Here is a 24,729-nt window from a genome sequence, read left to right as displayed (position 1 = left end):
CACCAGGGTCGGCCGCGCCGTCAGCGGCTCCATGCCGACCGCCATCAGCCAGTTCGTCGTCCGGGCGCGCCAGACTGATCCGATGCCCGACCCCCCACCCTCATCGAACGAGCGGGCCCGGGTCGACACGTACGCCTCGTTGCGGATCCCTGCGTACCGAACCCTGTTCACCATCGGCGCGTTCGGATTCGTGGCGACCCAGGCGCAGGCGATCGCTCGGGGCTGGCTGGCCAACGAACTGAGCGGCTCCAACACCGGCCTCGGCGGTGTGTTCATGGCCTTCGGCGTGCCGATGCTGATCGCGACTCCGCTCGGCGGCGTCGCCGCCGACCGGTACGCCAAACGCACCATCTTGTTCCTGACCAATGCACTCCTCACGATGAGCGCCCTGTGGATCGCCGTCGCGGTCTCGTTCGACTTCGTGGAGTATTGGATGCTGCTCGCGACCTCCGCGATGCAGGCGACCGCGTTCTCGTTCCTCGTGCCGTCGACCATGGCGTTGACCGGCGAGGTGGTCGGCCACGGACTCATCGCGAACGCGATCGTGCTCGGTCAGATGAGCATCAACAGCGCCCGCGTCATCGGGCCGGCGATCGCCGGGATGTTCATCGGGATCGCATGGATCGGTACGGCCGGCGTCTACTACTTCTCGGCGGCGCTCAGCGCGATGGCGTTCTTCTCCTGCCGGAAGTTGCCGCCCGGGCTCCCCCGTGGCGACGATCTCGACACGACCGCTCGCGCCGAGTTCGCGGAGAGCCTCCGATACGTCTGGGAGCGGCGCCACATCGTCAACCTCGTGGTCGTCTCGTTCGTCGTGGTGATGATCGGGTTTCCCTTCATCGCATTCCTCCCCCGCTTCGCCACCGACGTCCTCGAGGTGGGGTCCGCCGGATACGGGTTCCTCGCTGCGTTGTCTGCTGTCGGCGCCGTCGCCATCTCCGCGTTCATCGCCGGCCGCGGCACGGGTCGCGCAGCGTGGCGGATCCAGGCCGCCTCGGGCATGACGTTTGGCGTTGCGCTCATCGTCCTCGCGATCGCACCCTCCTACCTCGCGTCGGTGCCGGTGATCATCGCTGTCGGCGCGGCGTCAGCGGGTTTCCAGGCGATGAACAACTCGCTCGTGCTCGCTCTGTCCGACCTCGAGTATCACGGCCGGGTGCAGAGCCTGATGATGCTCTCGTTCAGCGGGTTCGGGATGGCGGCGCTCCCGCTCGGCATTCTCGCCGATCGCCTCGGGCTACGCGAGACCCTGGCGATGATGGGCGCGTCGGTGATCATCGCGATGGTGGTGTTCCTGGCGGTGAGCAAACGCACGCGTCAGCGGTTCGGTGACGCCGTCGCGTTGGCGTGAACGATCCGAGCGAACTCGAACGCATTGCGTGACGTCGCATCGATCGGCGTCACATCACTCCGACACTTCACGATGTCTCACCACTTGACATCGGAGGCGTAGAGCGACCAGACCTCGACGAGCTTGCCGTCGACGACGCGGTGGATCTGGAGCCACTGCAGCGTCCGCGGCATCCCGGTCTCCATGTTGGCGCCGCGCATCGTCGTCCGGCTCCACACACGGTCGCCGTCGACGAAACGGTCGTGGACGGTGATCTCGGCGGCCCCGAGTGCACGCTGATAGCTCTTCAGGTCACGCTTGAGTTCGGCGTGCGATCGGTACTCGGTACCGGCCGGACCGTGACGAAGGAGCGGGTCGGCCGCGAGTTCGTCGACGACGCTGAGATCGCAAGCACCCCAGGCGCGCGCCTGCCACTGCTCGACGACGCTGACCGGATCGAGCTGAACGCCCATCGGGTAAGTATCGCAGAACGCGACCCCGTCGGCCCACGGTGCGGGCACAGCACAGCCGAGAACGTGCGTTGCCTACGATGTGCCGATGACCCCACTCGTGCTCACCCTGATCGGCGACGACCGCTCGGGGCTCGTCAACGCGATCGCATCCGCCGTCGCCCGGCACGGCGGCAATTGGGAGCGCAGCGAGATGGCCGAGTTGGCCGGCAAGTTCGCCGGGATCGTGCTCGTGACGATTCCCGACGATCGCGTCGACGAGTTCACCGATGCGATGCAACCGCTCAGCGGGTTGCTCGACGTCACCGTCCAGCGCGCCGTCGGCGACGGCACCGACGCCGACCCCGACGGCCGACGGCGTTTCACGCTCGACCTGCTCGGCTCCGACCGGCCGGGCATCGTCAGCGACATCACCGGGGTGCTGACCGCGCACGACGTCAACATCGAGTCGTTGGCGACCGCAACGCGTGAGGCCCCGATGGCGGGTGGGCTCCTGTTCGAGGCGACGGCCGAGCTCGAAATCCGAACCGGCACCGATCTCGAGTCGCTTCGTTCGGCGCTCGAGGAGCTCGCGAACGAGTTGATGGTCGACCTCGACCTCGACGCCTCGTTCTGATCCGCCGGACAGGGTCAGTTGACCTGGCGGTCGTGGCCCTCCCAGAAGGGTGCCCGCAGCTCGGTCTTCAGCACCTTGCCCGACGGGTTGCGCGGCAGCGCATCGACCCACTGCACCGAGCGGGGCACCTTGTAGCCGGCGAGCTGGGTGCGGGCGAAGTCGATCACCCCGTCCTCGTCGAGCGCATCGTCCGAGCGCACGATCAGGGCCATCACCGTCTCGCCCCAACGCTCGCTCGGGATGCCGATGACGGCCACGTCGGCGATCTGGTCGTGGCGCATCAGGGCGTTCTCGATCTCGGCGGGATAGATGTTCTCGCCACCCGACACGATCATGTCCTTGACCCGGTCGTGGATGTACAGGTAGCCGTCGCGGAGGTAGCCGGCATCGCCGGTGCGGAACCACCCGTCGACGATCGCGTCGCGGGTGGCACCGGGATTCTTCCAGTACCCCTTCATCACCTGCGACGACCGCACCCAGACCTCGCCGACCTGGCCGTCGGCCACGTCGCGCTGCGACTCGACGTCGACGATCCGGAGCTCGACGTCGCCCCACGCCCGGCCGGCGGCGCGCAACAGGTGGGAGCGTTCACCTCCCGGATCGTGGTCCTCCGGGTCGAGTTGGACCACGCCCCCGGTCGTTTCGGTGAGACCGTATGCCTGGGCGAAGTCGCACCCGAACAGTGCCATCGAGCCGACGAGCACCGCCTCGCTGATCGGTGAGGCGCCGTAGACCAGCGTCCGCATCGACGAGAAGTCGGCGTCGCTCGCGCCGGGTACGGCGAGCACGAACTGGAGCACCGCCGGCACCAACAGCGCGTGGGTGATGCCGTACTTCGGGATCAACCCGATGATCTCCATCGGGTCGACCTCCTTGGTCATGACCGTGTGCGCACCGTTGACCATGCCGGCGAGCGCCCAGCCGCTCCCGGCGATGTGGAACAGCGGCATCGCGACGAGATTGACCGCGGTCGAGTCGAACTTCCACGCCTCTCGCCCGATCGCCATCGTCGACATGAAGTTGTCGTTGGTGAGCTCGACGCCCTTCGGTAGACCCGTGGTGCCCGACGTGTACAGCTGGTAGCACGTGTCGTCGCCGGCGATGGAGACGTCGGGCTCCACTGGGTCGTAGCCGGCGACCCAGTCGGTATATCGCAGATGACCGCTGTCGCCGGGGTCACCGATCACCACGACGAGTTCGACCTTCGGGAGCGTCATCTGGTCGAGGTGCCCGATGAACTCCTCGCCGACGAACAGCATCTTGGCGTCGGCGTCGTCGATGATGTATTCCATCTCGACCGGCGCGAGTCGCCAGTTGACCGCGACCGACACCGAGTTGAGTTTCGCACCGCCGAACAGGTGCATGAAGTACTCGGGCGTGTTCCGATCGAGATACGCGATGCGATCGCCGGCGCCGACACCGAGTTCGGTCAGCCCCTGGGCGACCTGCTGCGCCTCCGTGTCGATCTCGCAGTACGTCCAACTGCGGTCACCGGCCGTCAGGGCAATGCGGTCGGGTGCTGCGCCGGCCCAGTACGCGCTGATGTCGGCGAGTCGGGTGATCGCTCCCGGCTCGGGTCGGAGTTCGTCCATGGTCGTGGTCCCTTCAGGATCCGTGCACGATGACGCCGCGGATGTTCTCACCGTCGCGCATCGCCTGGTCGCCGACGTCGATGCCGTCGAGCGAGTAGGTGATCGTGATCAGCTCGTCGAGTCCGGGGTGCTCGTCGCCGTGGCAGCGCATCACGTGGGTCCGCTGCACCACCGCCCCGCACGTCTCGGGCGCGTCGACATCGATCGACCACATCTCACCGATCCCACGGACCACCCCCGCCTTGCACTCCATGCCGAGTCCCCCTCGATCGTCGACGTGACACGCACATTGGAGCACACCCGACACCGGCACCTCCGGCCGGACGTCACGAGCGCCGTCGGATCGCGTCCGACTTGGATCGGACTTGACGTGGAACGGGCGTTATCACACAGCGATCGCACGTGGCCCCTCAAGACTGTCTCAGGGTTCATCAAGCGCCCTTTCCATCCCGTCGATGGCAGTGCACCTCACACTCCGGTGAGGACGGACCCCCAGGACGTGACTCCATGATCTTCAGCATCGAAGTGCGGCAACGAGCAGTTCGTTCGGTCGAACTCGTGTGCCCGAGATGCGGTCTCGACCGCACTGGTGCGGAGACGGTCCCGGCTCGATGGGCGTGCGTGTTCGGCGTGCCGATCGTGCCGCTCGGCGAACACGATCCGATCGTCACCTGCGACGAGTGTGGACACACCTCCGACCTCGGGGTGCTCGAGGTGCCCACGACGGCACAGCTCTCGGTCCTCCTGCGCGAGGCCACACTGGGGGCGCTGGTGATCGCGGTTCGGGCGACCGAGGCCGGCGACCTGGCGGCGGCGCGGGCCGCAGCGGCCGTGGCGTTGGACGAAGCCGGATTCTCGACGGACGTTGCATCGTTCGACGAAGCGTTCCGGTCGCTCAGCGAGGTCGAGGCACGGCTTCGGTTGCGTCGAGTCGGCCATGAGCTGACAGCGTTCGGCAAGCAGGGGTTCCTGCACCGGATCGCAGCGGTGGGCGCGGCGTCGGGGACGACCCGCACCCGCGACGCGCTCGTGCAGATCGGCTGCGATCTCCGTATGGCGGCCCCGCACATCAACGGCGTTCTGGCCGTCGCCGACGTCGCCGCCTGATCCGACGCGCACTCGCTCCGCTCGGAGTCCCCCGCACGAGGGCTCCGATGTTGCAGAATCGACGGATGCATCCCCCGTCGACGCGCGCCGAGCCGTGGTGAACGCTGCGATCCGTCGGGTCGCCACGCTGCTCGGCGGCACGCTCGGCGCCGGGGTGCTGATGTTCGGTGCCGGCGCTCCGCCCGAGCGTTGCCCCGATCTCACGCCGAGTTCGTTGCGGGCGGCGGCGACGTCGGCTGCCGATTGGCTCATCGACAACCAGCAGCCCGACGGTACCTGGTTGTACGAGTACGACCGGGTCCGCGACCGGGCGGTCGACGACTACAACATCGTGCGACACGCCGGCGTCATGTCGTCGCTCTACCAGGCGGCCGCACGTGACATCGACGGCGCCCTCGAGAGTGCCGACCGGGGCCTGATGTGGGCGCTCGACAACGTCGTCGAGCGAGAGGACTGGGCGGGGGTCACCACGACATCGACGATCCAGGCCGGCACGAACGCGCTCCTCCTGGCAGCGCTGGTCGAGCGACGGCTGATGACGGGCGAAGAGACCTACGACGTGTTCATGGGCAACCTGGCGCGATTCCTCGATCGGCAGGTCGAGCCGAGCGGAGCGCTGCTCGCCTACTACGACCTGGGGCCCGATCAGGCTCGGCCCGAGACGTATTCGATCTACTACACCGGTGAGGCCTACTGGGCGCTCGGACGACTGCACCGTGTCGATCCGACCGCCGGATGGGGCGCCACCGCCGACCGGATGGGCGAGTACATGGCAACCGTTCGCGACGACGTCGAAGACATCTGGCCACCGCTGGCCGACCACTGGTCGGGCTACGGGCTGGCCGAGACCGCTGCATTTCCGGATCGCCCGCGCGGCGAGCCGCTGACCGAGGAAGAGGTGGAGTTCGTGCGACGACAGGGAGACCTCATGGGTCAACGCGTCCGTTCGATCAGCCAACGGTTCGGCCCCTGGGGAACCGTCGTTCGCGGCACGTTCACCCCACGCGGCGGAGGCTACGGCGTGTTCGGCGAGGGACTCGCCGGGCTCTGGCAAGCGGCCGAGCTCGATGATCGACTCGTCGAGGAACGGGCACCGCTCGGCGAGCGAGCCCTGTGCATCAGCGGCCTCGCAGTCGAGGCCCAAGCCGACGCCGACGAGGCCGCCGAGTATCCCGACCCCGGCAAGGTCGAGGGCGCCTGGTTCATCGACGACGTGACTCGCATGGACGATCAGCAGCACGCGTTGAGCGCGCTGCTCCTCGCGATGCCGATCCTCGAAGCGGCCCCGTTCGACACGGGGCATCCGTCGCCGGCGGCCTGGCTCTGGATCCTCGTGATCCTCGGCACGATCAACCCGGTGCGAGCGGCATTCAGCATGCCGCGCAACGGCACACTCGGCCGTCGGACGTCGTTGGCGTTGCTCGGCGGGCTGCTCGGATCCGTCGTACTCTTCGCCGTCGGCGCCGCGAGCGGCTGGGTGATCGACCTGGTCGGGACAAGCGAACCGGCGATGCGCCTGGCCGCCGGCAGTCTCTGCCTGCTCTCGGCCGGTATCGACATCGGCCGACGCCCGACGACCGACGAACCGGCACTCGACGGCCTGCGGGCGGCGATCATGCCGGTCGCGCTCCCCCTGTTCATGCGGCCGGCGATCCTGCTCGCCGGGTTCAGCGTCGTCGCCGACCACGGCCCCGGCGTGTATGCGATCGGCCTGGCGATCGCGGTGGCCGTCCTCACCGCGCTCAGCGCCCTCGAGATCGGCGCCGATCCGGAACGGCCCGTCCTCGTGTGGATCGGCCGGGTGCTGTCGTTCGTCGCCGTCGCCGGTGCAGCGCTGCTGATCGCCGACGCCGTGTTCGACATCTGATCCGCCTAACCTCCGGCTCATGCAGGGCTTCGGGGGCAGGGTCGTCGCGATCACGGGGGCGGCCTCGGGGATCGGTCGGGCGCTCGCGATCGACCTGGCGCGGCGCGGGGCACACCTCGCGTTGAGCGACATCGACCCCGACCGACTCGCCGAGACGGTTGCGATGTGCCACGGTTCCGGCACCGAGGTGACGTCGGCGATGGTCGACGTCGCCGACCGGGAGGCGGTGTTCGCCTGGGCCGACGAGGTCGTCGCCGACCACGGCCGCGTGAACATGATCGTCAACAACGCCGGCGTCGCCGTCGGGGCGACGGTCGAGCGATCGTCGTACGACGACATCGAGTGGCTGATGGGCATCAACTTCTGGGGTGTCGTGCATGGCACCAAAGCGTTCCTCCCCCACCTCAAGGCGTCCGGTGAGGGACATGTGGTCAACATCTCCAGCGTGTTCGGCCTGGTCAGCATCCCGACCCAGTCGGCGTACAACGCGGCGAAGTTCGCCGTGCGGGGTTTCTCCGATGCCCTGCGAATCGAACTCGAGATCGAGCGCGCCGACGTCTCGGTCACCACGATCCACCCGGGCGGGATCAAGACCAACATCGCCCGCAACGCTCGGGTCGACGCGAGCGTGGCCGACGTGGGCGGCGACGCCGGCGGATTCGCCGACGAGTTCGACAGACTCGCCCGTACGACACCCGAGCGGGCGGCCGAACAGATCCTCACCGCGGTCGAACGCAACCGACGCCGGGCGCTCATCGGCCCCGACGCCAAAGTCTTCGACCTGGTGTCGCGACTCCCGGCGGGGTGGTACCAACGCCTGCTGATCGCCGACGGACGGCGGCGCGCGTGATGGCGCGGCGCATCTGCCTGCTCGTATCGGCTGCGGTGCTCGTCGCAGCCTGTGGCGGCTCGAGCGACGACCCGGCGGCGACACCGTCGTCGACGGACCTCACCACCACGGTTGCCGTCACGTCGACCACGCCGACGACCACCGAATCGGCCCCACCGACGACGTCCGCTCCCACCGACACCGCGCCGACGACCGCTCCACCGCCGACCGCGACGACCGCGACGAGCGCTCCGGCATCATCCGTGCCCGTGACGTCGGCCGCTCCCCCGACGACCGGCGCTCCGTCGATCCGTGACCTGATCGACAGTGGCGCGGTCCTCAACCTGGCCCACGCGGGCGGCGACCAGGATGCTCCGCATTCGACACCGTTCGCGTTCGCCGAGGCGGTCGCTGCCGGTGCCGACGTGCTCGAACTCGATGTGCAACTGAGCGCCGACGGCGTGCTCGTGGTCCAGCACGACGACACCGTCGACAAGACCACCGAGGCCACCGGGCCCGTCTCGGCGCTCACCTATGACGAACTGCACGCGCTCGACAACGCCTACTGGTTCTCGCCCGAGTGCTGGCCCTGCAAGGACCGACCCACCGAGGAGTACGTGTACCGGGGTGTGCGAACGGGAACGGTCGCTCCCCCGCCCGGCTACACCGCCGACGATTTCGCGGTGCCGACCTTCCGCGAGATCGCGACCCGGTTCCCCGATCTCCCGCTCGACATCGAGATCAAGGGCACGTTCCCCGATGCCGTTGCGGTCGCCGAACGCTTGTCCGAGGAACTCGTGGAGTTGGAACGCGAACGCAGCGTCGTCGTCGTGTCGTTCGACGATCAGGTCGTCGACGCGTTCCACGCGATCGCACCCGACGTCTCGGTCAGCCCCGGGCTCGGGCGCCTCACCGAGTGGTTCCTCTCGGCGGCCGAACTCGAGCCGCACTTCGAGGTGCTCCAACTCCCTCCGTTCCAGGGCGAGATCGAAGTGATCACCGCCGAGGTCGTCGACCGGATCCACGCCGAGGGACGCGTCGTCTGGGTATGGCCCGACGACGCGTCGTCGCAGGAGAATGAGACGTTCTACCGCGAGCTGCTCGCCGACGGCGTCGACGGGGTCATCGCCGGCCGACCGGCGGCCATGACCGCTGCGCTGACCGACTGACGACCGCCGCCCCGTGGCCGGGGCGAGGCCGGATCAGAGCCGGGGCTCGACCGTTTCGACGCGGAGAATGTTGGACGCCACGGCCTCGTTCGACGAACCGGCGACGACGGGCACGATCTGCCCGACGTCGAGATAGCCGCGCTGTTCGAGTTCGGACAGCACGCGGCGCACGCGCCCGGCGTCCTCGCCGTGGGAGGCGACCAGGATCGGCGTCGCGCCCCAGACCAGATTGAGCTGCCGGAAGGCCCGTTCGTTGCCCGTCACCGCCAGCACGGCGGCCTTCGGGCGGTAGCGGGTGATCGCACGGGCGGTCGCCCCGCTGCCCGTGATGCACACCACGGCGGGCGGCGCCAGGGCGCGGATCGCGCGGGCGGCGGCGGCCGACACCGCGTTGGCGACGCGACCGTTGTCGGTCTTGGCCTCGGTCTGGCCGATCTCCTCGACGGCGTGGGCCCACGAGTCGGAGTCGAAGGCGCTCTCGGCCTCTCGCAGGATCTCGTCCATCATCGTGACGACGTTGACCGGGTCACGCCCGATGGCGGTCTCCCCCGACAGCATGACCGCCGACGTGCCGTCGAACACGGCGTTGGCGACGTCGGACACCTCGGCCCGAGTGGGCTGCGGGTTGTCGATCATCGTCTCGAGCATCTGCGTCGCGGTGATGACCGGGCGGCCGACGCGCACGGTCGCCTCGATGATCTGCTTCTGCAACGCCGGCAACTGTGCGAGCGAACACTCGAGGCCGAGGTCACCACGGGCGACCATCAGCGCATCACTGGCCTCCAAGATCGCGTCGAGATCGTCGACGGCGGCGCGGGTCTCGATCTTGGCGACGACCATCGGGCCCGCCGGCGGCGGTGGGAGTTCGAGCGACAGGAGGTCGGCGGCGCTGCGCACGAACGAGATCGCGATCATGTCGACGCCCGCGGCGACCACGGCGGCCAGCGCCTCACGGTCGAAGTCGGTCGGCGTGGTGATGCTCAGGCGGTCGGACGGGATGTGCACACCGGGCCGGCCCCGCATGAGACCGCCGTGCACGATCTCGGCGATCGCGGCGTCGTCGGTGACGTGCTTGACGCGCATGGTCGCCTTGCCGTCGCCCAGGTGCATCAGGTCGCCCTCGCGCACGTCGGAGACGAGCGCGTCGTGGCTGACATGGATGACCTCGGCGGTGCTCGGCTCGAGCCCCGGACGCAGTTCGACCTCGCTGCCGCCTTCGAGCATCACGCCCTCGTCGCCGAACGTTCCGGCCCGAACCTTGGGGCCGGGGAGGTCGATGAGGATCGCCGGCGCTGCGTCGATCGAGTCGCTGACCGAGCGGATCAGCTTGACCCGCTCGAGCACGGAGGCGATGTCGTCGTGGGCCATGCTGAGGCGGAAGACATCGACGCCCGCCTCGATCAGGGCGGCGACCTGCTCGCGCGAGTCGGAGGCGGGGCCGATCGTCGCGACGATCTTGGTGCGACGAGCTGCGTTCACGGTGACCATGGTGTTGTCCTTCTGCCGTCGATCGATTCGACGGGATTGCGGTTCGGATGAGGCGTGTCCCACCTCATTGGATGCGCGTCCCAGTGTACGGACGCTTCGGAGGTGCGTCCTAGCGTCGCCCGAGCGGCCGGTAGAAGCGCTCGTCGTACTCGGCGACCATCCGGCCGGACGTCACGAGCGGGCCGAGGTGGCGCAGCATCGCCGTGGTCATCGACCACCAGGCGTCGCGGTCGTCGAAGGTCGGCAGCACCTCGGTCGCCAGCAGATCGTGCAGCGCCCTCGCTTCGGCCAGGTCACGGGCCGTCGGGTCGTCGAGATCGCTGGTCGGGATCGCCCAGCCGATGCCGTCGACGAACCAGTCGGCCCACCAACCGTCGAGGATCGAGCAGTTGAGGCCGCCGTTGAGCGCCGATTTCTCGCCGCTCGTGCCGCAGGCCTCGCGCGGTCGGACCGGGTTGTTCAGCCAGACGTCGCACGCGCCGTACATCTCCTGAGCGATCTCGATGTCGTAGTCGGGGATCAGTGCGAACCGGCCCTGCGCCTCGTCCGAGGCCGCGAAGGCGGCGATCTCGGCGAGCACGGCCTTGCCCTCACCGTCGGCCGGGTGCGCCTTGCCGGCGAACACGAACTGGGCGCCGGCGTCGAGCGAGCGGCGCAACCCGTCACGGTCGCGCAGGAGGAGTGCTGCGCGCTTGTAGGTGGCGAATCGACGGGCGAAACCGATGATGCACCGGTCGGCGTCGAACGTGACCCCGGTGCGATCGAGGATCAGGTCGACCAGCCGTGCACGGCCGGGGGCTCGTGCCGCGTCGAACGCCTCGCGCGGCGCCGCTCCGATACTCGCCCATGCCGTCGCTGCGCCGTCGGACCAGCGAGGGCCCAGGTGTTCGTCGAAGAAGGTCTGGAGTTCCGGGCTGACCCAGGTCCGGGCGTGGACACCGTTCGTGATGCCCTCGACGCCGGCTGCTCGCGGCAGCGAGCCGAAGAGCTTCCGGCTGACGCCGCTGTGCAGTTGGCTCACGCCGTTGGCTCGACCGCAGAGCTCGAACGCAAGGGCGGCGGTGTTGAACGGTTCGGCGGGCGGGTCGCTCGGCAGTCGAGCCCAGTCGAACAGCGTGTCGACCGTGACGCCGAGCCGATCGGCCCAGACGCCGAGTTCGGGCCCGACGAGGTCTGCGGCGAACCGGTCGATCCCAGCAGGGACCGGCGTGTGCGTGGTGAACAGCGAACGGTGACGCACATCGGTGATCGCGTCGTCGAGGCTCCGCCCCGCCTCGACGTGCTCGGCGAGCAGCTCGAACAGCAGGAAGCAGGCATGACCTTCGTTGAGATGGAAGACGTCGGGCTGCAACCCCAGCGCGCGCAGCGCTCGCACTCCACCGATCCCGAGCATCAGTTCCTGGTGGAGGCGATGTTCACGACCGCCCGAGTACAGACGGTCGGTGATCTGCTGCGCCCACGCCGGGTTGGTGTCGACGGCGGTGTCGAGCAGGACGAGCCGAGTGGCGCCGACCTGCTGCTGCCACACCTTTGCCGCCACCTCGAACCCGCCGATCGTGACGTGCACGACCGCACCGGTGTCGACGGCGCCGACCGCTTCGGGGTCGACCTGCTCGTAGCGCTCGTGCTGCTGTGTCCCGTCGATCGACTGACGGAAGAAGCCCTCGCGGTAGAAGAGGCCGACACCCACCAGCGGCAGGGCGAGATCGCTGGCGCTCTTCAGGTGATCGCCGGCGAGGATGCCGAGGCCGCCCGAATACTGCGGCAGTTCCGCCGCGATCCCGAACTCCGGGGAGAAGTAGGCGATGCTCACCGTCGACACGGCGTCGACCACGGCGGCCAATTCGGTGGCCAACTCGTCGAGCGTCGATCGGTGGTTTTCGACCCAGGAGTCCAGCGCTGCGACATCTGCTCGCTGCAGCACGGTGACCGGATGTGTGCCGGCGGTTGCACCGGGCAGTGTGCCGAGCAACCGTCGGGTCGGTTGGTGCCACGACCACCGGTGGTTCGAGGCGAGGGCGAGCAGGGCACTGTCGATCATGGGAGTTCCAGGGAGTCGGGCCGTCCGGCGGCCGGAGATGTGACGTCGGGACGCTATCGGCGCCTGCGTTCGGAGCGACCCCGACAGCTGACCTCATCGGGCCGAAGCCCCTACGATGCGGTGATCTACGGGAGGGAGGACCCATGGACACCGACATCGACGTCGACACGTACATCAGCCGCACCGAACAGTGGCCGGACGAGATCACGGCGTTGCGTCCGATCCTGCTCGCGAGCGGGTTGACCGAGGCAACCAAGTGGGGCAAGCCGTGTTACCGCCATGGTGGTGCGAACATCGCCATCGTGCAGGAGATGAAGCACTTCCTGGCCCTGATGTTCTTCAAGGGCGCATTGTTGAGCGATCCGGCCGGTGTTCTCCACGCGCAGGGTCCGAACTCGCGCTCGGCGCGTCGCATCCAGTTCACGTCCGTCGACGATGTGGAACGCCTGGCCGGCGTCGTCGCCGAGTACCTCGACGAGGCGATCGCAGTCGAGGAGGCCGGGCTCGAGGTCGAACCCGCCCCGGAACTCGAACTGGTCGACGAGTTGCAGCACCGGCTCGACGAGAACCCGGAGCTGAAGGCGGCGTTCGAATCGCTCACCCCGGGCCGACAGCGGGAGTACCACCTCCAGATCTCCTCGGCGAAGCAGTCGGCAACGCGTGAGCGCCGGATCGACAAGTTCGTCCCGAAGATCCTCGCCGGCAAGGGCTTCCGCGACCGCTGACTCGCGGCCGTGTTCGGCCCGACCCGGCCCGGCGACACGCCGGCGAGGCCTTCGCCATGCGTTCACCGACAATACGACTGGCCCACGCTCTCATCGACGCTCCCACCACGCTCGGCCCGGCCGGCTGCGATCGCGAGCGACTGTGCTCGAGCGGCGCTCGATGGTGGCTCGCCGCCTCGGTCGTCGATCACGGCGTGTTGTCGATGAAGTCGCCGTTCGTGATCACGTCACCGCCTGCAGCGACGGGTCCGCCGACGCTCAGACCGGCACCGACCTGCAACGACCTGCCGAGCACCGTGTCCCGCCCCGCTGCGAAGCTGCCGTCGACGGACAGATCGGCACCGACCGACGCGCCGTCGTCGACCGCCAGCGCACCGCCGACCGCGAGACCGTTGCCGACCGACAACGACCGTCCGAGCGTCGCATCGCCGCCTGCTGCGAGCGGGCCGGAGATCGTGGCTCCACCGTTGACCGCCGCGTCCCCCGCGACCGCCAACGACTTGCCGAACGAAGCGCCTCCGCCGGCCGACACGGAACTGCCGACCGACACCGACCCTGCGATGGCGACGTCGCCGGGGAATGCCCAGTTGCCCGATGGGTCGGTCACCGCGGCGAGCGCTGCTTCCAGGGCGGAGATCCGGGATTCCAGTGCAGCGGTGTCGACCGGCAGGTCGTCGATCGTGGCGGCGATCGCAAGGTCGACCTGGGCCTTCGTGTAGTAGCGATCGTCGTGACGGTGGTCGGTGTAGTAGCCGTTGACGTCGGCGATCACGTGCACGTCGCCTTGCAGATTGAAGACGTCGAACTGGCCGTTCGCGTTGATGCCGGTGGTGACCGCGTTCGGCGTCGGCGGTGAACCTGGCACCGGGTTGAGGTTCGACACGGCGGGCTGCGTCGTCCCCGTCGCCCACACGACGATGAACGTCGGCAATGTCGCATCGATGGCGGTGACGTTCATCGAGACGCTGCGAGCCGTCAGCGGGATCTCGGTGCAGTTGCCGGTGTCCGAGGTGGTCGTGTTCACGGTGTAGGTCTCACCGGTGCCGAGCGGCGACGTTCTCGGGCCGACCGCGAACTCGGCGCGGGTGTCCATCACCCGACACGGGGCGATCGGCACGAACGCGAGAGCACCGTCGGGTTGCGCCGCCGAGACGATGGCGACCCCACCGCCGCCGAGCGTGGTCGCGACCAGCGCGCCGATCGCTGCCCAACGGGTCCTGATGATCGACATGGTGTCCTCCGCATTCGTGGTCCGATGCGCTCATCGTGACACGTAGCGGAACATGGTCGTTCACGGGGACCGATCTCGACGCGGCCCCACGGCCCCGGTGGACCGATGCGACTTGCCCGAAGCAAGCCACCAGGAATCCAGCGAGGGCTCATCGACCCGAGACGCGGGCCCGGCATGGCGTCGACCGCCGCCGGTGAGAACGACAATGACCAGGGCATTTGCCCTGGTCATTTGGTGTCGGAGGACCGAACGACGCGATCCCGTACCAGCCACTGGCGGCTTGGCTGACGCAGGACGCGTTCAAGGATCCGATCAATAGCGAAAGCGGACCTCATCGGTTTGATAGCCAAGCATGGCTGATAGGGAGAAGAGCGCCATCCCGGAGGTCCAAGACAACGCGTTCGACGTATCAACACCGAAGGCTGATTTCACGCGTTCCAGGGGTTCCTCACGACTCCTGCGGTGGCCTGTGGTTGGATCACCGGGCACCACCCTTAGCTCAGTCTCCGGTTGATCGGCTCCGCCGTGGTCGAACGTAGCGGTAAGCAACCGAGCATGGGCCCCATCGACGAAGCCACGCTGCGGTTCGTCTAACTCAAGCAAGATGAGCGTTCTGGTGACGGAAAGGTCGGGCTGGCCAGCGGTCATGGAGCCAACAATCTGAGCTGCGTCCGAGTACCGGCGCTTCATCGCTTCGTCAAGCGCCGGCCCAAGGTGATGTTCCGTCAGCGCAAACTCAGCACGCCGGGAATGCTGATTGAAGGATCTTGCGCTCTCATCCAGCGCCTTGATCTCCGCCTCGATGCCATCCCGGGTTGCGATCCCAAATCGGGTCGTCGCTCGGCCGAAACGTGCGCTAGCGGGAACCTCAAGCGAATGAAGCATCCGGAGGCGATCGTTCGATACGAATAGACCTTGATGACTGTCGCCTGGAACCCGAAGCGCCTGATTGAGGCCGGTGATCTCGACCAGCGTGCTGCCGGATGCGTCGCCGCCGTACACGTACCCGATCTCGCGCTCGAGGCCGTACACCGTGCGCTCAAGTGGAGTGCACACAAGGCGAAGAGCATTCAAGAGCTGGACGCGTTCCCGCACCTCTTCATCGAGACTCAAGTTCGAGCGCTGCGAATCGTCGACCGCACCGCTCACCAATCGCCAGGCGTTGGCGAAGCGCCCGGATGGCACGGGCGGTCCCGGGTTCGGGGCGATAAAGTGAACGCGCAGCAGCGTGTCGAGCACTTCAGCCTCTAGCCCGGTCAAGCGTGCTAGAGCGCCGTCTCTCTGCTCGGCTGTGAAGAACGCGATGGCCAAGTAGAGCGGGACGCCGCCGAAGTCCGCCTTGGCCAGCATGCAGGGCGTCTCGGGCGGCGGGAGACGCGTAGTTCCACGGTTGATATCGCGCAGTAGTTCCGCCAGCTGTCGGACAAGTTCTGGACCGTCTGGGTCGCCGACGCCGTAGATGCCTCGATCGAACTCGCCGAGCTCGCGCGCCACTACGGTCTGGAACAGCAACGACGCAATTTGGGTGATAGGTAGGCGACCAAGTTCGTTCGCCGACCGCCCAAGGAGGGCCGCCACAGCGTCCGCGCTCCGCCATGTTGGCACGATGACAGTAGTGGTCTCGTTGGAGGCCACGTGAATAAGGCCGCTTGCTGCGAGACCCTCGATCGCGTCTGCAGCGTTGCCGGCCAACCCGAACGCGGATCGGGCATGTTGAACGACCGGGGATGCAATGATGGCCTGTTCGCCTTGATCGAACTCAACCAGCTCCAGTGTGGCCGCTGCAATCGCCAACTCGTCAACTGACAGTGCGAGCGCTTCGTTGACTCCGGGAGCATTTCCATCGATGGTCTGCGCGCTGACCATCGAGAAGGTCATGAAGTCTGAAGCCTGTGCGCCAGGGAGTTCCAGTTGGGCGCTCAGTTCGATCCGAGCGGCCTCTAGCGCGCTCTGCTTAGTTTCCTCGGTGAGAACGAAGTCCCACAGAACCCGTCGCCGCAATTCGTGAAACCAGGGGTTGGCCGACTCAACCATCAAACCTGCATCGATAAGACGCAGCTGAAGCGCTCGCCAGGCAAAGCCATCCATTGCTAGCAACTGGCAGACGCGCTCGTCCGTTACGGCAGACGGGTACACGAGCAGTCTGGCAACGGAAATCTGGGTCAAGAAGTCTAGGGAGTTCCATGCGAGGCGGGCCCGGGCGCTCACGACGTCGGTTGGTGTCAGAGCCTGAAGAGTGGCTGGGCGCGGATCGAACGCCAGCAGCGAGATTGCATCCGCGACGTGCATGCCATAGCCATTGGTCGCCGCGACGACTGCTTCCGCTAGCCGAGCGTCGAGACCGACATTCGCTAGCCACTCTCTGACTGCGTCCACGTCGAGCCCGGTCAAGGGCAGGAGCTGCGCGCCCGCTATTGCGAGTTCGTCGGCACGTCGGCGTGAGTCGGAGTCGGAGGCTGCATAACTGGCACGGATAGAAACGCCGCCAGGAAGCTTGTCCGCCACGTCGGCGAGCCTCCGCTGATCGTCATCACTTAGACGTTCCAGTCCATCGAGCGCAAGAAGGACTGACGTTTCGCCAGCAAGCGCTGAAGCCTCCTGGAGAAAGCCGACTAGGAGATCGACGACATCGTCGTCGCTCGCTGCGGTGATCCTGGCCGATAGCGACTCACCCTGGGAGGCGATGAGAGAGTCGGCCATGTCCGATAACACCTGAGCAGCGTCATCACCGAGGTGACGTCTCACCGCATGAAGGAGATAGTTGCCGACTGCGGCCCCGAGGTCCTTGAGGCGGGCTTGCCCTACCCGCTCAGCGGCATCTACGAGCGTGCGCCCGATCCGTTGCAGGGCATCTTCCCTGATGGCGATCATCGCTACCGCACTCCCCAGTGCATCGAGCAACGCGATCTGAAGGCTGCCGGGCGCGCGGGACATCAGCACGGGAGCTGGGGCGATCGCATCAGCCGAGGCTGTCTGGGCCTGCCGAAGGACTGTCGACTTGCCGACACCTGAGTCACCGACCAGAACCGCAAGGCCCGCGCGCGACTCGGCTAGCCAGTGAATCTCCGAATCTCGCCCGTAAACGTCCACAGAATGTGTTGCGGGTGCGTTCTCTGTAATACAGCACCCTCAAACTGCACAGTACCTCCTTGGGCACTCCCCTTCTGAGTTGCCGAGCCCGGTGGGCGATGGCGGAACGCTCTTGATCTCCGACGCACTCGGCGCGAGCGCGTATGGTCCTGGTCACACCACCCAGCCGAGGAGTTTGCTGATGCTGACGATCGGATACGTCCGGGTATCGACTGACGACCAAGTCGAGCACTCCCCCGCTGCCCAACGGAAACGCTGTGCCGAGTACGCCCGCTCGAACGGCCTCGAGCTACCCCGGTTCCTGTGCGACGAAGGCCTGTCGGGCAAGAACCTCGACCGGCCTGCAATGCAACAGCTGATCGAGCTGATCGAAGCCGACCAGGTCGCGAACCTGATCGTGTGGCGCATCGACCGCCTCTCACGTGACTCAGGCGACGTCAACCGGCTCCTGAAGCTGTTCGAGCGTCACTGCGTCATCGTGCACTCACTCAGCGAAGGCACCGTCGAATCCGTCACAGCCTCGGGGCGGTTTACGGCGGGCATGCACGGGCTGTTGGCGCAGCTGGAACGCGAGAAGATCATCGAGAATGTCACGACGAGCATGCACGAACTCACCCGCGCCGGGTACTGGCTCAACACCCCGCCCATCGGTTACGACCTCGTCGACCGGGTCCTCGTCGCGAACGACGATGCTTATCTCGTCCGCCGGGCGTTCGAGGCCCGGGCCGCCGGCGCATCACTGCCCCAGGTCTCCGACGCGACCGGGCTCAAGTACTCCCGTGTCCGGCACCTACTGCAGAACCGGGTCTACCTGGGAGAAGTCTGCATCCGTGACGATTGGTTCCCCGGCCGACACGAAGCCCTCGTCTCGCCGGAGCAGTTCGACGCTGCCCACCGCGGGCACGTCCCTGGACGACGCCGTGGCACCGACCTGCTCACCGGCCGCGTCCGCTGCGGCCTCTGCGGGCGTCTCACCGCGATCGACACCAACGGACGAAACCAACCGATCTACCGGTGCCGACACCGCGGCCACGGCTGCCGCATCCCCGGCCGTTCCGCTGCCGGGCTACATCGCGCGGCACGTCTCGGCATCGAGCTGCTGCGCACCGATGACCAGCTGATCGACGCGATCCGGTTTCAGCTCGCAGGAAAGGCCGAGCGAGCCGGAGGCGGGGCGGCGGAGCCGACACGCTCCGGAGCGCTGGCCAACCTGACCAGGAAACGCGACAGGCTTCTCCAGCTGTATCTCGACGACAAGATCACCGACGACTACTTCGCCGCCCAAGAACGCCAGATCACCGACAAGATCAACGCCCTCGAAGCCGACCACGCCGAAACCCTCGAAACCGCCAAGACCACCAACGCACTCGCACAAGCCTTCGAACGAGCCGCCGCACTCCTGCGCGATCCCGACTTCGACTTCGACGACATCTGGGCCAACGCCAACGACAAAGAACGCCGCGTGCTCGTCGAAGAACTCATCGAAACCGTCACGATTCACGCCGACCGGCTCGAAGTCACCGTCACCGGGGCTCCGCCCTTCCTCGTCAAACTCGACGAGGTCGGACTCCACCCCAGTGGTACGGGACCTGTTGTGTCGGAGGGGGGACTTGAACCCCCACGCCCATTAGTAGGGCACTAGCACCTCAAGCTAGCGCGTCTGCCATTCCGCCACTCCGACGTGACTGTGTTGCGTGAGCCGCCAGGCTATCGGCTGTCAGACCCGGACGAACAGGAAACTCAGAGCAACCAACGTGAAAATCCACACCAGCGACAACACGAAGGTGATGCGGTTCAGGTTGCGCTCCGCTGCGGTCGACCCGAGGGCCGCGCCGCTGCCGCCGCCGAACATGTCGGACAAACCACCGCCACGCCCACTGTGCAGCAGGATGCCGGCGATCAGGGCGAACATGGAGACCACATTGATCACCAACACGATGTACAGCATGACGTCACGCACGATTGGGCATGCTATCTGCTCCTGGCCGAGTCCGGCTTCCAACGATCGCGGCGATACAACCACGTCGGGCTACGGCCGTCGGGCGGACGCAGTTCGTCGTTGAGCGCAAGGGCGTCGGCCCACTCCCCCAACAGTCGTCGGATGTCGTCGAACTCGATCGCGCTCTCCATCGTGTCGACGAGCACGTAGTTGCGACCCTTGATGTCGGCGATCAGTCCGCCGCCGCGCCCGTCGCGCCGCGTCCGCCACACACCCACCCGGAGGCGCCGCAGACGGTTGAGGCGGTCCCACTCGATGAACTGATGCCGCAGCAGCGTGCGCCGGACCACGCCGTCACGACGGAACTCGGCCGAGATCGGCAGGTCGAACACGGCCACCCCGGCGAAGAGCACCGACAACACCAGCAACCCGACGGTGACCAGGTTCGCGCCGATGTCCCAGACGAGCAGGACCGAGAACGCGAAGAACATGGTCGCGCCGAGGAACGACATCACGATGCCGGTCCAGGTGGAGTGCAGGGTGATCGAGCGGTCGTCGTAGACGGGAACGTTCGAGAAGATCGCCACGCCGATCAGGCGGAGGCGTGAGCGGCCGTGACCTCGATCGGCTCACCCGGCTCGAGCGGGTGGTGGCACGCCGAGAACGATCCCTCGAAACGTTCCACGAGCGGCGGCTCCACTTCGGCGCAGACGTCGGTGGCTCGCCAGCAGCGGGTCCGGAACCGGCACCCGCTGGGCGGATCTACCGGCGACGGCACGTCACCCTGGAGCACGATGCGGTTGCGTTCGCGCTCGCGGCTCGGCGACGGCACCGGCACGGCCGACAGCAGCGCGGCCGTGTACGGGTGGGTCGGCTTCTGGTACAGGTCGCGACGGTTGGCGATCTCGACGATCTTGCCGAGATACATCACCGCCACCCGGTCGGACACGTGGCGCACCACCGACAGGTCGTGGGCGATGAACAGGTACGCGATGTTGCGCTCTTCCTGGATACGGCGCAGCAGGTTGATGACCCCCGCCTGCACGCTGACGTCGAGCGCGGAGACCGGCTCGTCGAGCACGATGAAACCGGGGTCGAGAGCGAGCGACCGGGCGATACCGATGCGCTGACGCTGGCCACCGGAGAACTCGTGCGGGTAGCGGTTGCCGTGCTCGGGGCGCAGTCCGACGGCCTTGAGCAGGTCGGCGACCTTCTCGTGGCGCTCGGATGCGCTCAGATCCTCGTGGATCACGAACGGCTCGGCGACGATGTCGTTGACCGGCATCTTCGGGTTGAGCGATGCGTACGGGTCCTGGAACACCATCTGGATGTCTCTGCGCAGATCGCGGAGCTGTCGACGGTCGAGGCCGATCAGCTCGCGGCCGTCGTACTTGACCGATCCGGAAGTCGGTTCGTGGAGCTGCAGGATCGCTCGGCCCGTGGTGCTCTTGCCCGAACCCGACTCGCCGACGAGACCGAGCGTCTCCCCTGCGTCGAGGTCGAACGACACACCGGACACCGCGTGGACCTTGCCGACCTGACGTCGGATGAGGCCACCACTGTTGACCGGGAACTCCTTGACGAGGTCACGGACTTCGAGGAGGGCCATCAGATCGCTCCCTGGTTCTCGGCGGGACGCTTGAACGCCTTCAGCTCATCGGACAGGCCGACCAGGTCTTCCCACCGGTGGCACGCAGCCAGGTGATCGGGCCGCTCGGTCGGTTCGAGGTCGGGCTCGACCTTGCGACACGTGTCGATCGCCATCGTGCAACGCGGCTCGAACGGGCAACCGTCGGGCGGATTCACGAGGCTCGGAGGCGTGCCGGGGATCGGTGTCAGTTCGTCTTCGTCCTGGTCGAGCGACGGGATCGAACCGAGGAGTCCGAGCGTGTAGGGCATGCGCGGGATCTCGAAGATCTCGTCGACCGAACCACGTTCGACGAAGCGCCCGCCGTACATGACCGCGACCCGATCGGCGGCGCCGGCGATCACACCGAGGTCGTGGGTGATCAGGATGATCGCGGCGCCGAGCTCGTCCTTGACCGACATCAACGTCTCGAGGATCTGCGCCTGCACGGTCACGTCGAGCGCAGTAGTCGGCTCGTCGGCGATGATGATGTCGGGATCGTTCATCATCGCCATCGCGATCATGACGCGCTGGCGCATGCCACCCGAGAACTCGTGCGGGTACGAATCGGCCCGCTGCTTGGGCTGCGGGATTCCGACGAGCTGCAAGGCGTCGATCGCACGCATCTTGGCTTCCTTCGGCGTCACCCGGTGGTGCGCACGAACGATCTCGCCGAGCTGGTAGCCGATCGTGTACACCGGGTTGAGCGACGTCATCGGATCCTGGAAGATCATCGAGATGTCGTTCCCGCGGTGATGCCGGACCTGGCGGTCGGGCACGCCGATCAGGTCGTTGCCCAGGTACCTGGCCGTGCCGGTGATCAACGCCGTCTTCGGCAGCAGACCCATGAGCGCCATCTGCGACACCGACTTGCCGGAACCCGACTCGCCGACGATGCCGAACACCTCGTTGCGTCGCACCTGGTAGCTGACACCGCGTACCGCCATCACCATGCCGTCCTCGGACGGGAAGGTGACGTTCAGGTCGTCGACGTCGAGCAGGATCTCATCGCTCTTGGACACGTCGCTGCCCGTGTCGGCGCTCATTGACGGACCCGCGTCTGGCGGGGGTCGAACGCGTCGCGCAGGCCGTCACCGATGAAGTTGATGCACAGTGCGATCGTCACGATGAACAGTCCCGGCCACCAGAACAGCCACGGCCGCGTGTTGAACGCCGTCTGGTAGTTGGAGACCTGCTTGCCGAGCGAGATCTCACCACCACCGATACCCAGATACGCGAGCGCCGTTTCGACCAGGATCGCGGCCGAGATCAGAAGTGTGCCGAGCACGATCACCGATCCGATCACGTTGGGCAGGATGTGCTTCCACATGATCCGCGAGTTGCTCGCACCCATGGCGCGGGCTGCTTCGACGAACTCCTTCTCGCGCAGCGACATGAACTCGGCCCTGACCACACGGGACGTCGTGAGCCACGACGCCAGCGCGATGATCAGCGCGACCACCAGGAAGCTGTCGGACTGGATGCGACGGCCGAGCACGGCGGCCACGACCAGGAGCGGGATCGTGAACAGCACGTCGACGAAGCGCATGAGCACGTTGTCGACCCATCCGCGGTAGTAGCCGGCGAGTCCGCCGACGACCGTGCCGATGAAGGTGGCCAGCAGACCGGCGACGGCGGCGATCAGCAGGCTCTGCTGGGCGCCACGGAGCGTCACGGCGAAGTAGTCACGACCGATGTTGTCCTGGCCGAACGGGTGCTCACCGAGCTGGAGCCCGTCACCGTCGAGCCACGGGATCGCGTCGAGCGTCGGGCGGCCACCGTCTTCGAGGATGCCGCTCTTGTCGGCCGGGTACTTCCACAGGGGCAGACCGACGTAGGCGAGGATCACCATCGCGACCAGGATCGCGAGGCTGACCATGGCCAACCGGTGGCGGAAGAAGCGGGAGATGACGAGTTGGCGCTGCGTCTTGGATTCGACCGTGAACTCTCGGTCGATGTCGCCGGCGATGGCGGTCTCGTCGTAGGTCATGGCGTCGGTGACGACACTGCCGGCGATCGAGGAGTTGCCCTCGCCCGTGATCGGCGGTGTGCCCTGATTCTCGGTGTTCATCGGCGGATCCTGGGGTCGAGATAGGCGTACATGATGTCGGCGACCGCGTTCAGCAACACGATCGAGACGGACGTGATGACCAGGAAGCCCATGACGGGGTACGGGTCGACGTCGACCAGGCCCTCGACGAAGAGCGAACCCATGCCCTTCCAGGCGAAGACACGCTCGGTGATGACCGCACCCTCGATGATGGTGGCGAAGCTGATCGTGACGACGGTCATCACGGGAATGAGTGCCGTACGGAATGCGTGACGCATGATGACCTGCGTACCCGGCAGGCCCTTGGCCTTGGCCGTGCGGACGTAATCGGACTTCAACGTGTCGAGCATCGACGAGCGGGTGAACCGCATGAACGTGGCGAACCCGATCAGCGCGAGCGCGAGCGACGGCAGGATCTGGTGACCGGCGTAGTCGACCATCGTCTCCCAGAACGGAGCGTCGAGGTTCGGCGTCTTCGGACCGATCGTCGCGATGGTGCGACCGGGCTCCCAGGCGGAGATGAAGCGATCGAACGACACGATCGCGCCGACGAGGAACGCCGCCGTCATGCCGGCCCGGATCGCTGGACGGCGGTCGATCTCGCCACCGAGTGCGGCACCGGTTGCAGCACCGAGACCGAGGGTCAGGATGGTCAGCAGGAACATGCGGGTCCAGGTCATGTCGTCGATCCACGAATCGAACACGAGCGAGGCGACGACGGCGAGGGACGCTGCGGCGAGCGCGGAGATGACGACCTGCTGCGCACTGAGCGGCGCGTAGATCATGGCGGCCAGCACACCACCGGCGAGCGACAGCAGGATGACGACCGGCAACGACAGGCCGGGGTTGACGATCCAGTCGGTGGCGTCGAGCACGGCGAACAGGCCGACCATGACGGCGCCGACGGCGAAGAACGCGACGGCTCGTCGTTGGAGTGCCCCGCCGACGAGGCCCGCGGCGATCAGCCCGGACAACACGCCGATCACGATGATGCCGACCACCGAGAAGCCGGGCTCCTCGAGGTAGTTGTTCAGCTTGATGGCGCCGAACTCCTTGAGCATCACGGCGAGCCAGAACACCGGCAGGGAGAAGAAGAGGAACGCAGCGAAGGTCGACGTGTAGTCGAGGGCGCTGTACTGGCGAACGGCCGTGATGATGCCGATCACGAGGCCGATCAGGATCGACGCGAGGGTCGCGAGGATGATCAGCCGGAACGTGGTGCCCATCGCCTGGGACAACAGTGCCCAGACGTCTTGGCCGTCACGGTTGACGCCGAAGTCACCACGGAACAGACCGGTGAGCCAGGAGAAGTACCGCTCGTGGAACGGCACGTCGAGTTCGAGCAGTTTGCGCATCTGCGCCATCGTCTGCTCGCGGTTCGGGTCTCTCGACTGGCGATACTCGGCGAGGGGGTCACCGGAGATGGTGACCAGGAAGAACGAAAGAAACGTCGACGCCAACAGGATCGGGATCGACACCAGGAATCGACGAACGATGAAGAAGAACATGTGAGATGAGGTCCGGATCGTGCGGTGTGCCGGGCCGCCGAAGCGGCCCG

The 24,729-nt window shown here is 66.9% G+C and carries 21 protein-coding genes and 1 tRNA gene; 7 read left to right on the top strand and 15 right to left on the bottom strand.

From position 1 onward, the window contains the following. Positions 1-82 precede the first annotated feature (82 nt). Positions 83-1,351: an MFS transporter gene (locus tag R8G01_00720; GenBank protein MDW3212491.1), complete on the top strand. Its 1,269-nt coding sequence runs from the start codon at positions 83-85 to the stop codon at positions 1,349-1,351. A 77-nt stretch (positions 1,352-1,428) separates the two neighbouring features. Here R8G01_00720 and R8G01_00715 read toward each other — a convergent pair whose 3' ends face one another. After that, a complete protein-coding gene (locus R8G01_00715) occupies positions 1,429-1,803 on the bottom strand; it encodes a nuclear transport factor 2 family protein (GenBank protein ID MDW3212490.1) in 375 nt (124 codons plus the stop codon). A gap of 85 nt (positions 1,804-1,888) precedes the next feature. On the opposite strand from R8G01_00715, the gene R8G01_00710 reads away from it, so the two are divergent. Beyond that, positions 1,889-2,416, top strand: coding sequence for an ACT domain-containing protein (locus tag R8G01_00710; protein MDW3212489.1), 528 nt, complete (start codon positions 1,889-1,891; stop codon positions 2,414-2,416). Between the two features lie 14 nt (positions 2,417-2,430). On the opposite strand, the gene R8G01_00705 is transcribed toward R8G01_00710, so the two are convergent. Both R8G01_00705 and R8G01_00700 read right to left on the bottom strand, forming a co-directional pair. Continuing rightward, positions 2,431-4,008, bottom strand: a complete 1,578-nt coding sequence (locus R8G01_00705; GenBank protein MDW3212488.1) for a long-chain-fatty-acid--CoA ligase — start codon at positions 4,006-4,008, stop codon at positions 2,431-2,433. Positions 4,009-4,021: 13 nt separating this feature from the next. Continuing rightward, positions 4,022-4,261, bottom strand: coding sequence for a hypothetical protein (locus tag R8G01_00700; protein ID MDW3212487.1), 240 nt, complete (start codon positions 4,259-4,261; stop codon positions 4,022-4,024). A gap of 254 nt (positions 4,262-4,515) precedes the next feature. Here R8G01_00700 and R8G01_00695 point away from each other — a divergent pair, with 254 nt between their 5' ends. The 4 genes from R8G01_00695 (at position 4,516) to R8G01_00680 (ending at position 8,980) form a co-directional block, all read left to right on the top strand. Beyond that, entirely contained in the window at positions 4,516-5,115 is a 600-nt protein-coding gene (locus tag R8G01_00695) for a hypothetical protein (protein ID MDW3212486.1), read from the top strand. A gap of 97 nt (positions 5,116-5,212) precedes the next feature. Next, positions 5,213-6,982 (top strand): hypothetical protein, encoded by a 1,770-nt coding sequence (locus tag R8G01_00690; GenBank protein ID MDW3212485.1) that lies wholly within the window; start codon positions 5,213-5,215, stop codon positions 6,980-6,982. Positions 6,983-7,001: 19 nt separating this feature from the next. Beyond that, a complete protein-coding gene (locus tag R8G01_00685) occupies positions 7,002-7,832 on the top strand; it encodes an SDR family NAD(P)-dependent oxidoreductase (protein MDW3212484.1) in 831 nt (276 codons plus the stop codon). Then, positions 7,832-8,980 (top strand): glycerophosphodiester phosphodiesterase family protein, encoded by a 1,149-nt coding sequence (locus R8G01_00680; protein MDW3212483.1) that lies wholly within the window; start codon positions 7,832-7,834, stop codon positions 8,978-8,980. Before R8G01_00685 ends, R8G01_00680 begins: the two co-directional genes overlap by 1 nt. 33 nt (positions 8,981-9,013) lie before the next feature. On the opposite strand, the gene pyk is transcribed toward R8G01_00680, so the two are convergent. Together pyk and glgP are read right to left on the bottom strand one after the other, a co-directional pair. After that, entirely contained in the window at positions 9,014-10,459 is a 1,446-nt protein-coding gene (gene pyk, locus R8G01_00675) for a pyruvate kinase (GenBank protein ID MDW3212482.1), read from the bottom strand. 118 nt (positions 10,460-10,577) lie between these two features. After that, positions 10,578-12,509, bottom strand: a complete 1,932-nt coding sequence (gene glgP, locus R8G01_00670; protein ID MDW3212481.1) for an alpha-glucan family phosphorylase — start codon at positions 12,507-12,509, stop codon at positions 10,578-10,580. A 143-nt stretch (positions 12,510-12,652) separates the two neighbouring features. On the opposite strand from glgP, the gene R8G01_00665 reads away from it, so the two are divergent. Then, positions 12,653-13,234, top strand: coding sequence for a YdeI/OmpD-associated family protein (locus R8G01_00665; protein ID MDW3212480.1), 582 nt, complete (start codon positions 12,653-12,655; stop codon positions 13,232-13,234). 187 nt (positions 13,235-13,421) lie between these two features. On the opposite strand, the gene R8G01_00660 is transcribed toward R8G01_00665, so the two are convergent. The 10 genes from R8G01_00660 to R8G01_00615 all read right to left on the bottom strand — a co-directional run bounded on the left by R8G01_00660 (position 13,422) and on the right by R8G01_00615 (position 24,679). Next, on the bottom strand, positions 13,422-14,465 hold the full coding sequence (locus tag R8G01_00660) for a hypothetical protein (GenBank protein MDW3212479.1): 1,044 nt from the start codon (positions 14,463-14,465) through the stop codon (positions 13,422-13,424). 312 nt (positions 14,466-14,777) lie between these two features. Beyond that, positions 14,778-17,405 (bottom strand): hypothetical protein, encoded by a 2,628-nt coding sequence (locus tag R8G01_00655; GenBank protein ID MDW3212478.1) that lies wholly within the window; start codon positions 17,403-17,405, stop codon positions 14,778-14,780. A gap of 1,216 nt (positions 17,406-18,621) precedes the next feature. Beyond that, positions 18,622-19,128, bottom strand: a complete 507-nt coding sequence (locus R8G01_00650; protein MDW3212477.1) for a hypothetical protein — start codon at positions 19,126-19,128, stop codon at positions 18,622-18,624. Between the two features lie 22 nt (positions 19,129-19,150). Then, positions 19,151-19,236, bottom strand: a tRNA-Leu gene (locus tag R8G01_00645). Between the two features lie 36 nt (positions 19,237-19,272). Continuing rightward, a complete protein-coding gene (secG, locus tag R8G01_00640) occupies positions 19,273-19,515 on the bottom strand; it encodes a preprotein translocase subunit SecG (GenBank protein ID MDW3212476.1) in 243 nt (80 codons plus the stop codon). Positions 19,516-19,526: 11 nt separating this feature from the next. Beyond that, a complete protein-coding gene (locus R8G01_00635) occupies positions 19,527-20,081 on the bottom strand; it encodes a hypothetical protein (protein ID MDW3212475.1) in 555 nt (184 codons plus the stop codon). Between the two features lie 5 nt (positions 20,082-20,086). Further along, the gene (locus R8G01_00630; GenBank protein ID MDW3212474.1) at positions 20,087-21,103 is read right to left on the bottom strand and encodes a dipeptide ABC transporter ATP-binding protein; all 1,017 of its coding nucleotides are present in this window, start codon (positions 21,101-21,103) and stop codon (positions 20,087-20,089) included. Beyond that, positions 21,103-22,167 carry an ABC transporter ATP-binding protein gene (locus R8G01_00625; GenBank protein MDW3212473.1) on the bottom strand — a complete coding sequence of 355 codons (1,065 nt, stop codon included), beginning with the start codon at positions 22,165-22,167 and terminating at the stop codon, positions 21,103-21,105. Before R8G01_00625 ends, R8G01_00630 begins: the two co-directional genes overlap by 1 nt. Beyond that, entirely contained in the window at positions 22,164-23,192 is a 1,029-nt protein-coding gene (locus R8G01_00620; protein ID MDW3212472.1) for an ABC transporter permease, read from the bottom strand. The genes R8G01_00625 and R8G01_00620 overlap by 4 nt, the downstream gene beginning before the upstream one ends. Beyond that, positions 23,189-24,679 (bottom strand): ABC transporter permease, encoded by a 1,491-nt coding sequence (locus R8G01_00615; GenBank protein ID MDW3212471.1) that lies wholly within the window; start codon positions 24,677-24,679, stop codon positions 23,189-23,191. Before R8G01_00615 ends, R8G01_00620 begins: the two co-directional genes overlap by 4 nt. Between the last annotated feature and the right edge of the window lie 50 nt (positions 24,680-24,729).

The organism is Ilumatobacteraceae bacterium, from assembly GCA_033344875.1.
GTDB lineage: Bacteria > Actinomycetota > Acidimicrobiia > Acidimicrobiales > Ilumatobacteraceae > Ilumatobacter.
This window is presented reverse-complemented; position numbering and strand designations above follow the sequence as displayed.

Coding starts and splice junctions, on each gene's coding strand:
- R8G01_00660 (MDW3212479.1), bottom strand. CDS start 14,465: ATGTCGATCATCAGGACCCGTTGGGCAGCGATCGGCGCGCTGGTCGCG.
- R8G01_00630 (MDW3212474.1), bottom strand. CDS start 21,103: ATGGCCCTCCTCGAAGTCCGTGACCTCGTCAAGGAGTTCCCGGTCAAC.
- R8G01_00625 (MDW3212473.1), bottom strand. CDS start 22,167: ATGAGCGCCGACACGGGCAGCGACGTGTCCAAGAGCGATGAGATCCTG.
- R8G01_00620 (MDW3212472.1), bottom strand. CDS start 23,192: ATGAACACCGAGAATCAGGGCACACCGCCGATCACGGGCGAGGGCAAC.
- R8G01_00710 (MDW3212489.1), top strand. CDS start 1,889: ATGACCCCACTCGTGCTCACCCTGATCGGCGACGACCGCTCGGGGCTC.
- R8G01_00665 (MDW3212480.1), top strand. CDS start 12,653: ATGGACACCGACATCGACGTCGACACGTACATCAGCCGCACCGAACAG.
- R8G01_00685 (MDW3212484.1), top strand. CDS start 7,002: ATGCAGGGCTTCGGGGGCAGGGTCGTCGCGATCACGGGGGCGGCCTCG.
- glgP (MDW3212481.1), bottom strand. CDS start 12,509: ATGATCGACAGTGCCCTGCTCGCCCTCGCCTCGAACCACCGGTGGTCG.
- R8G01_00680 (MDW3212483.1), top strand. CDS start 7,832: ATGGCGCGGCGCATCTGCCTGCTCGTATCGGCTGCGGTGCTCGTCGCA.
- R8G01_00715 (MDW3212490.1), bottom strand. CDS start 1,803: ATGGGCGTTCAGCTCGATCCGGTCAGCGTCGTCGAGCAGTGGCAGGCG.
- R8G01_00705 (MDW3212488.1), bottom strand. CDS start 4,008: ATGGACGAACTCCGACCCGAGCCGGGAGCGATCACCCGACTCGCCGAC.
- R8G01_00720 (MDW3212491.1), top strand. CDS start 83: ATGCCCGACCCCCCACCCTCATCGAACGAGCGGGCCCGGGTCGACACG.
- R8G01_00700 (MDW3212487.1), bottom strand. CDS start 4,261: ATGGAGTGCAAGGCGGGGGTGGTCCGTGGGATCGGTGAGATGTGGTCG.
- R8G01_00615 (MDW3212471.1), bottom strand. CDS start 24,679: ATGTTCTTCTTCATCGTTCGTCGATTCCTGGTGTCGATCCCGATCCTG.
- R8G01_00695 (MDW3212486.1), top strand. CDS start 4,516: ATGATCTTCAGCATCGAAGTGCGGCAACGAGCAGTTCGTTCGGTCGAA.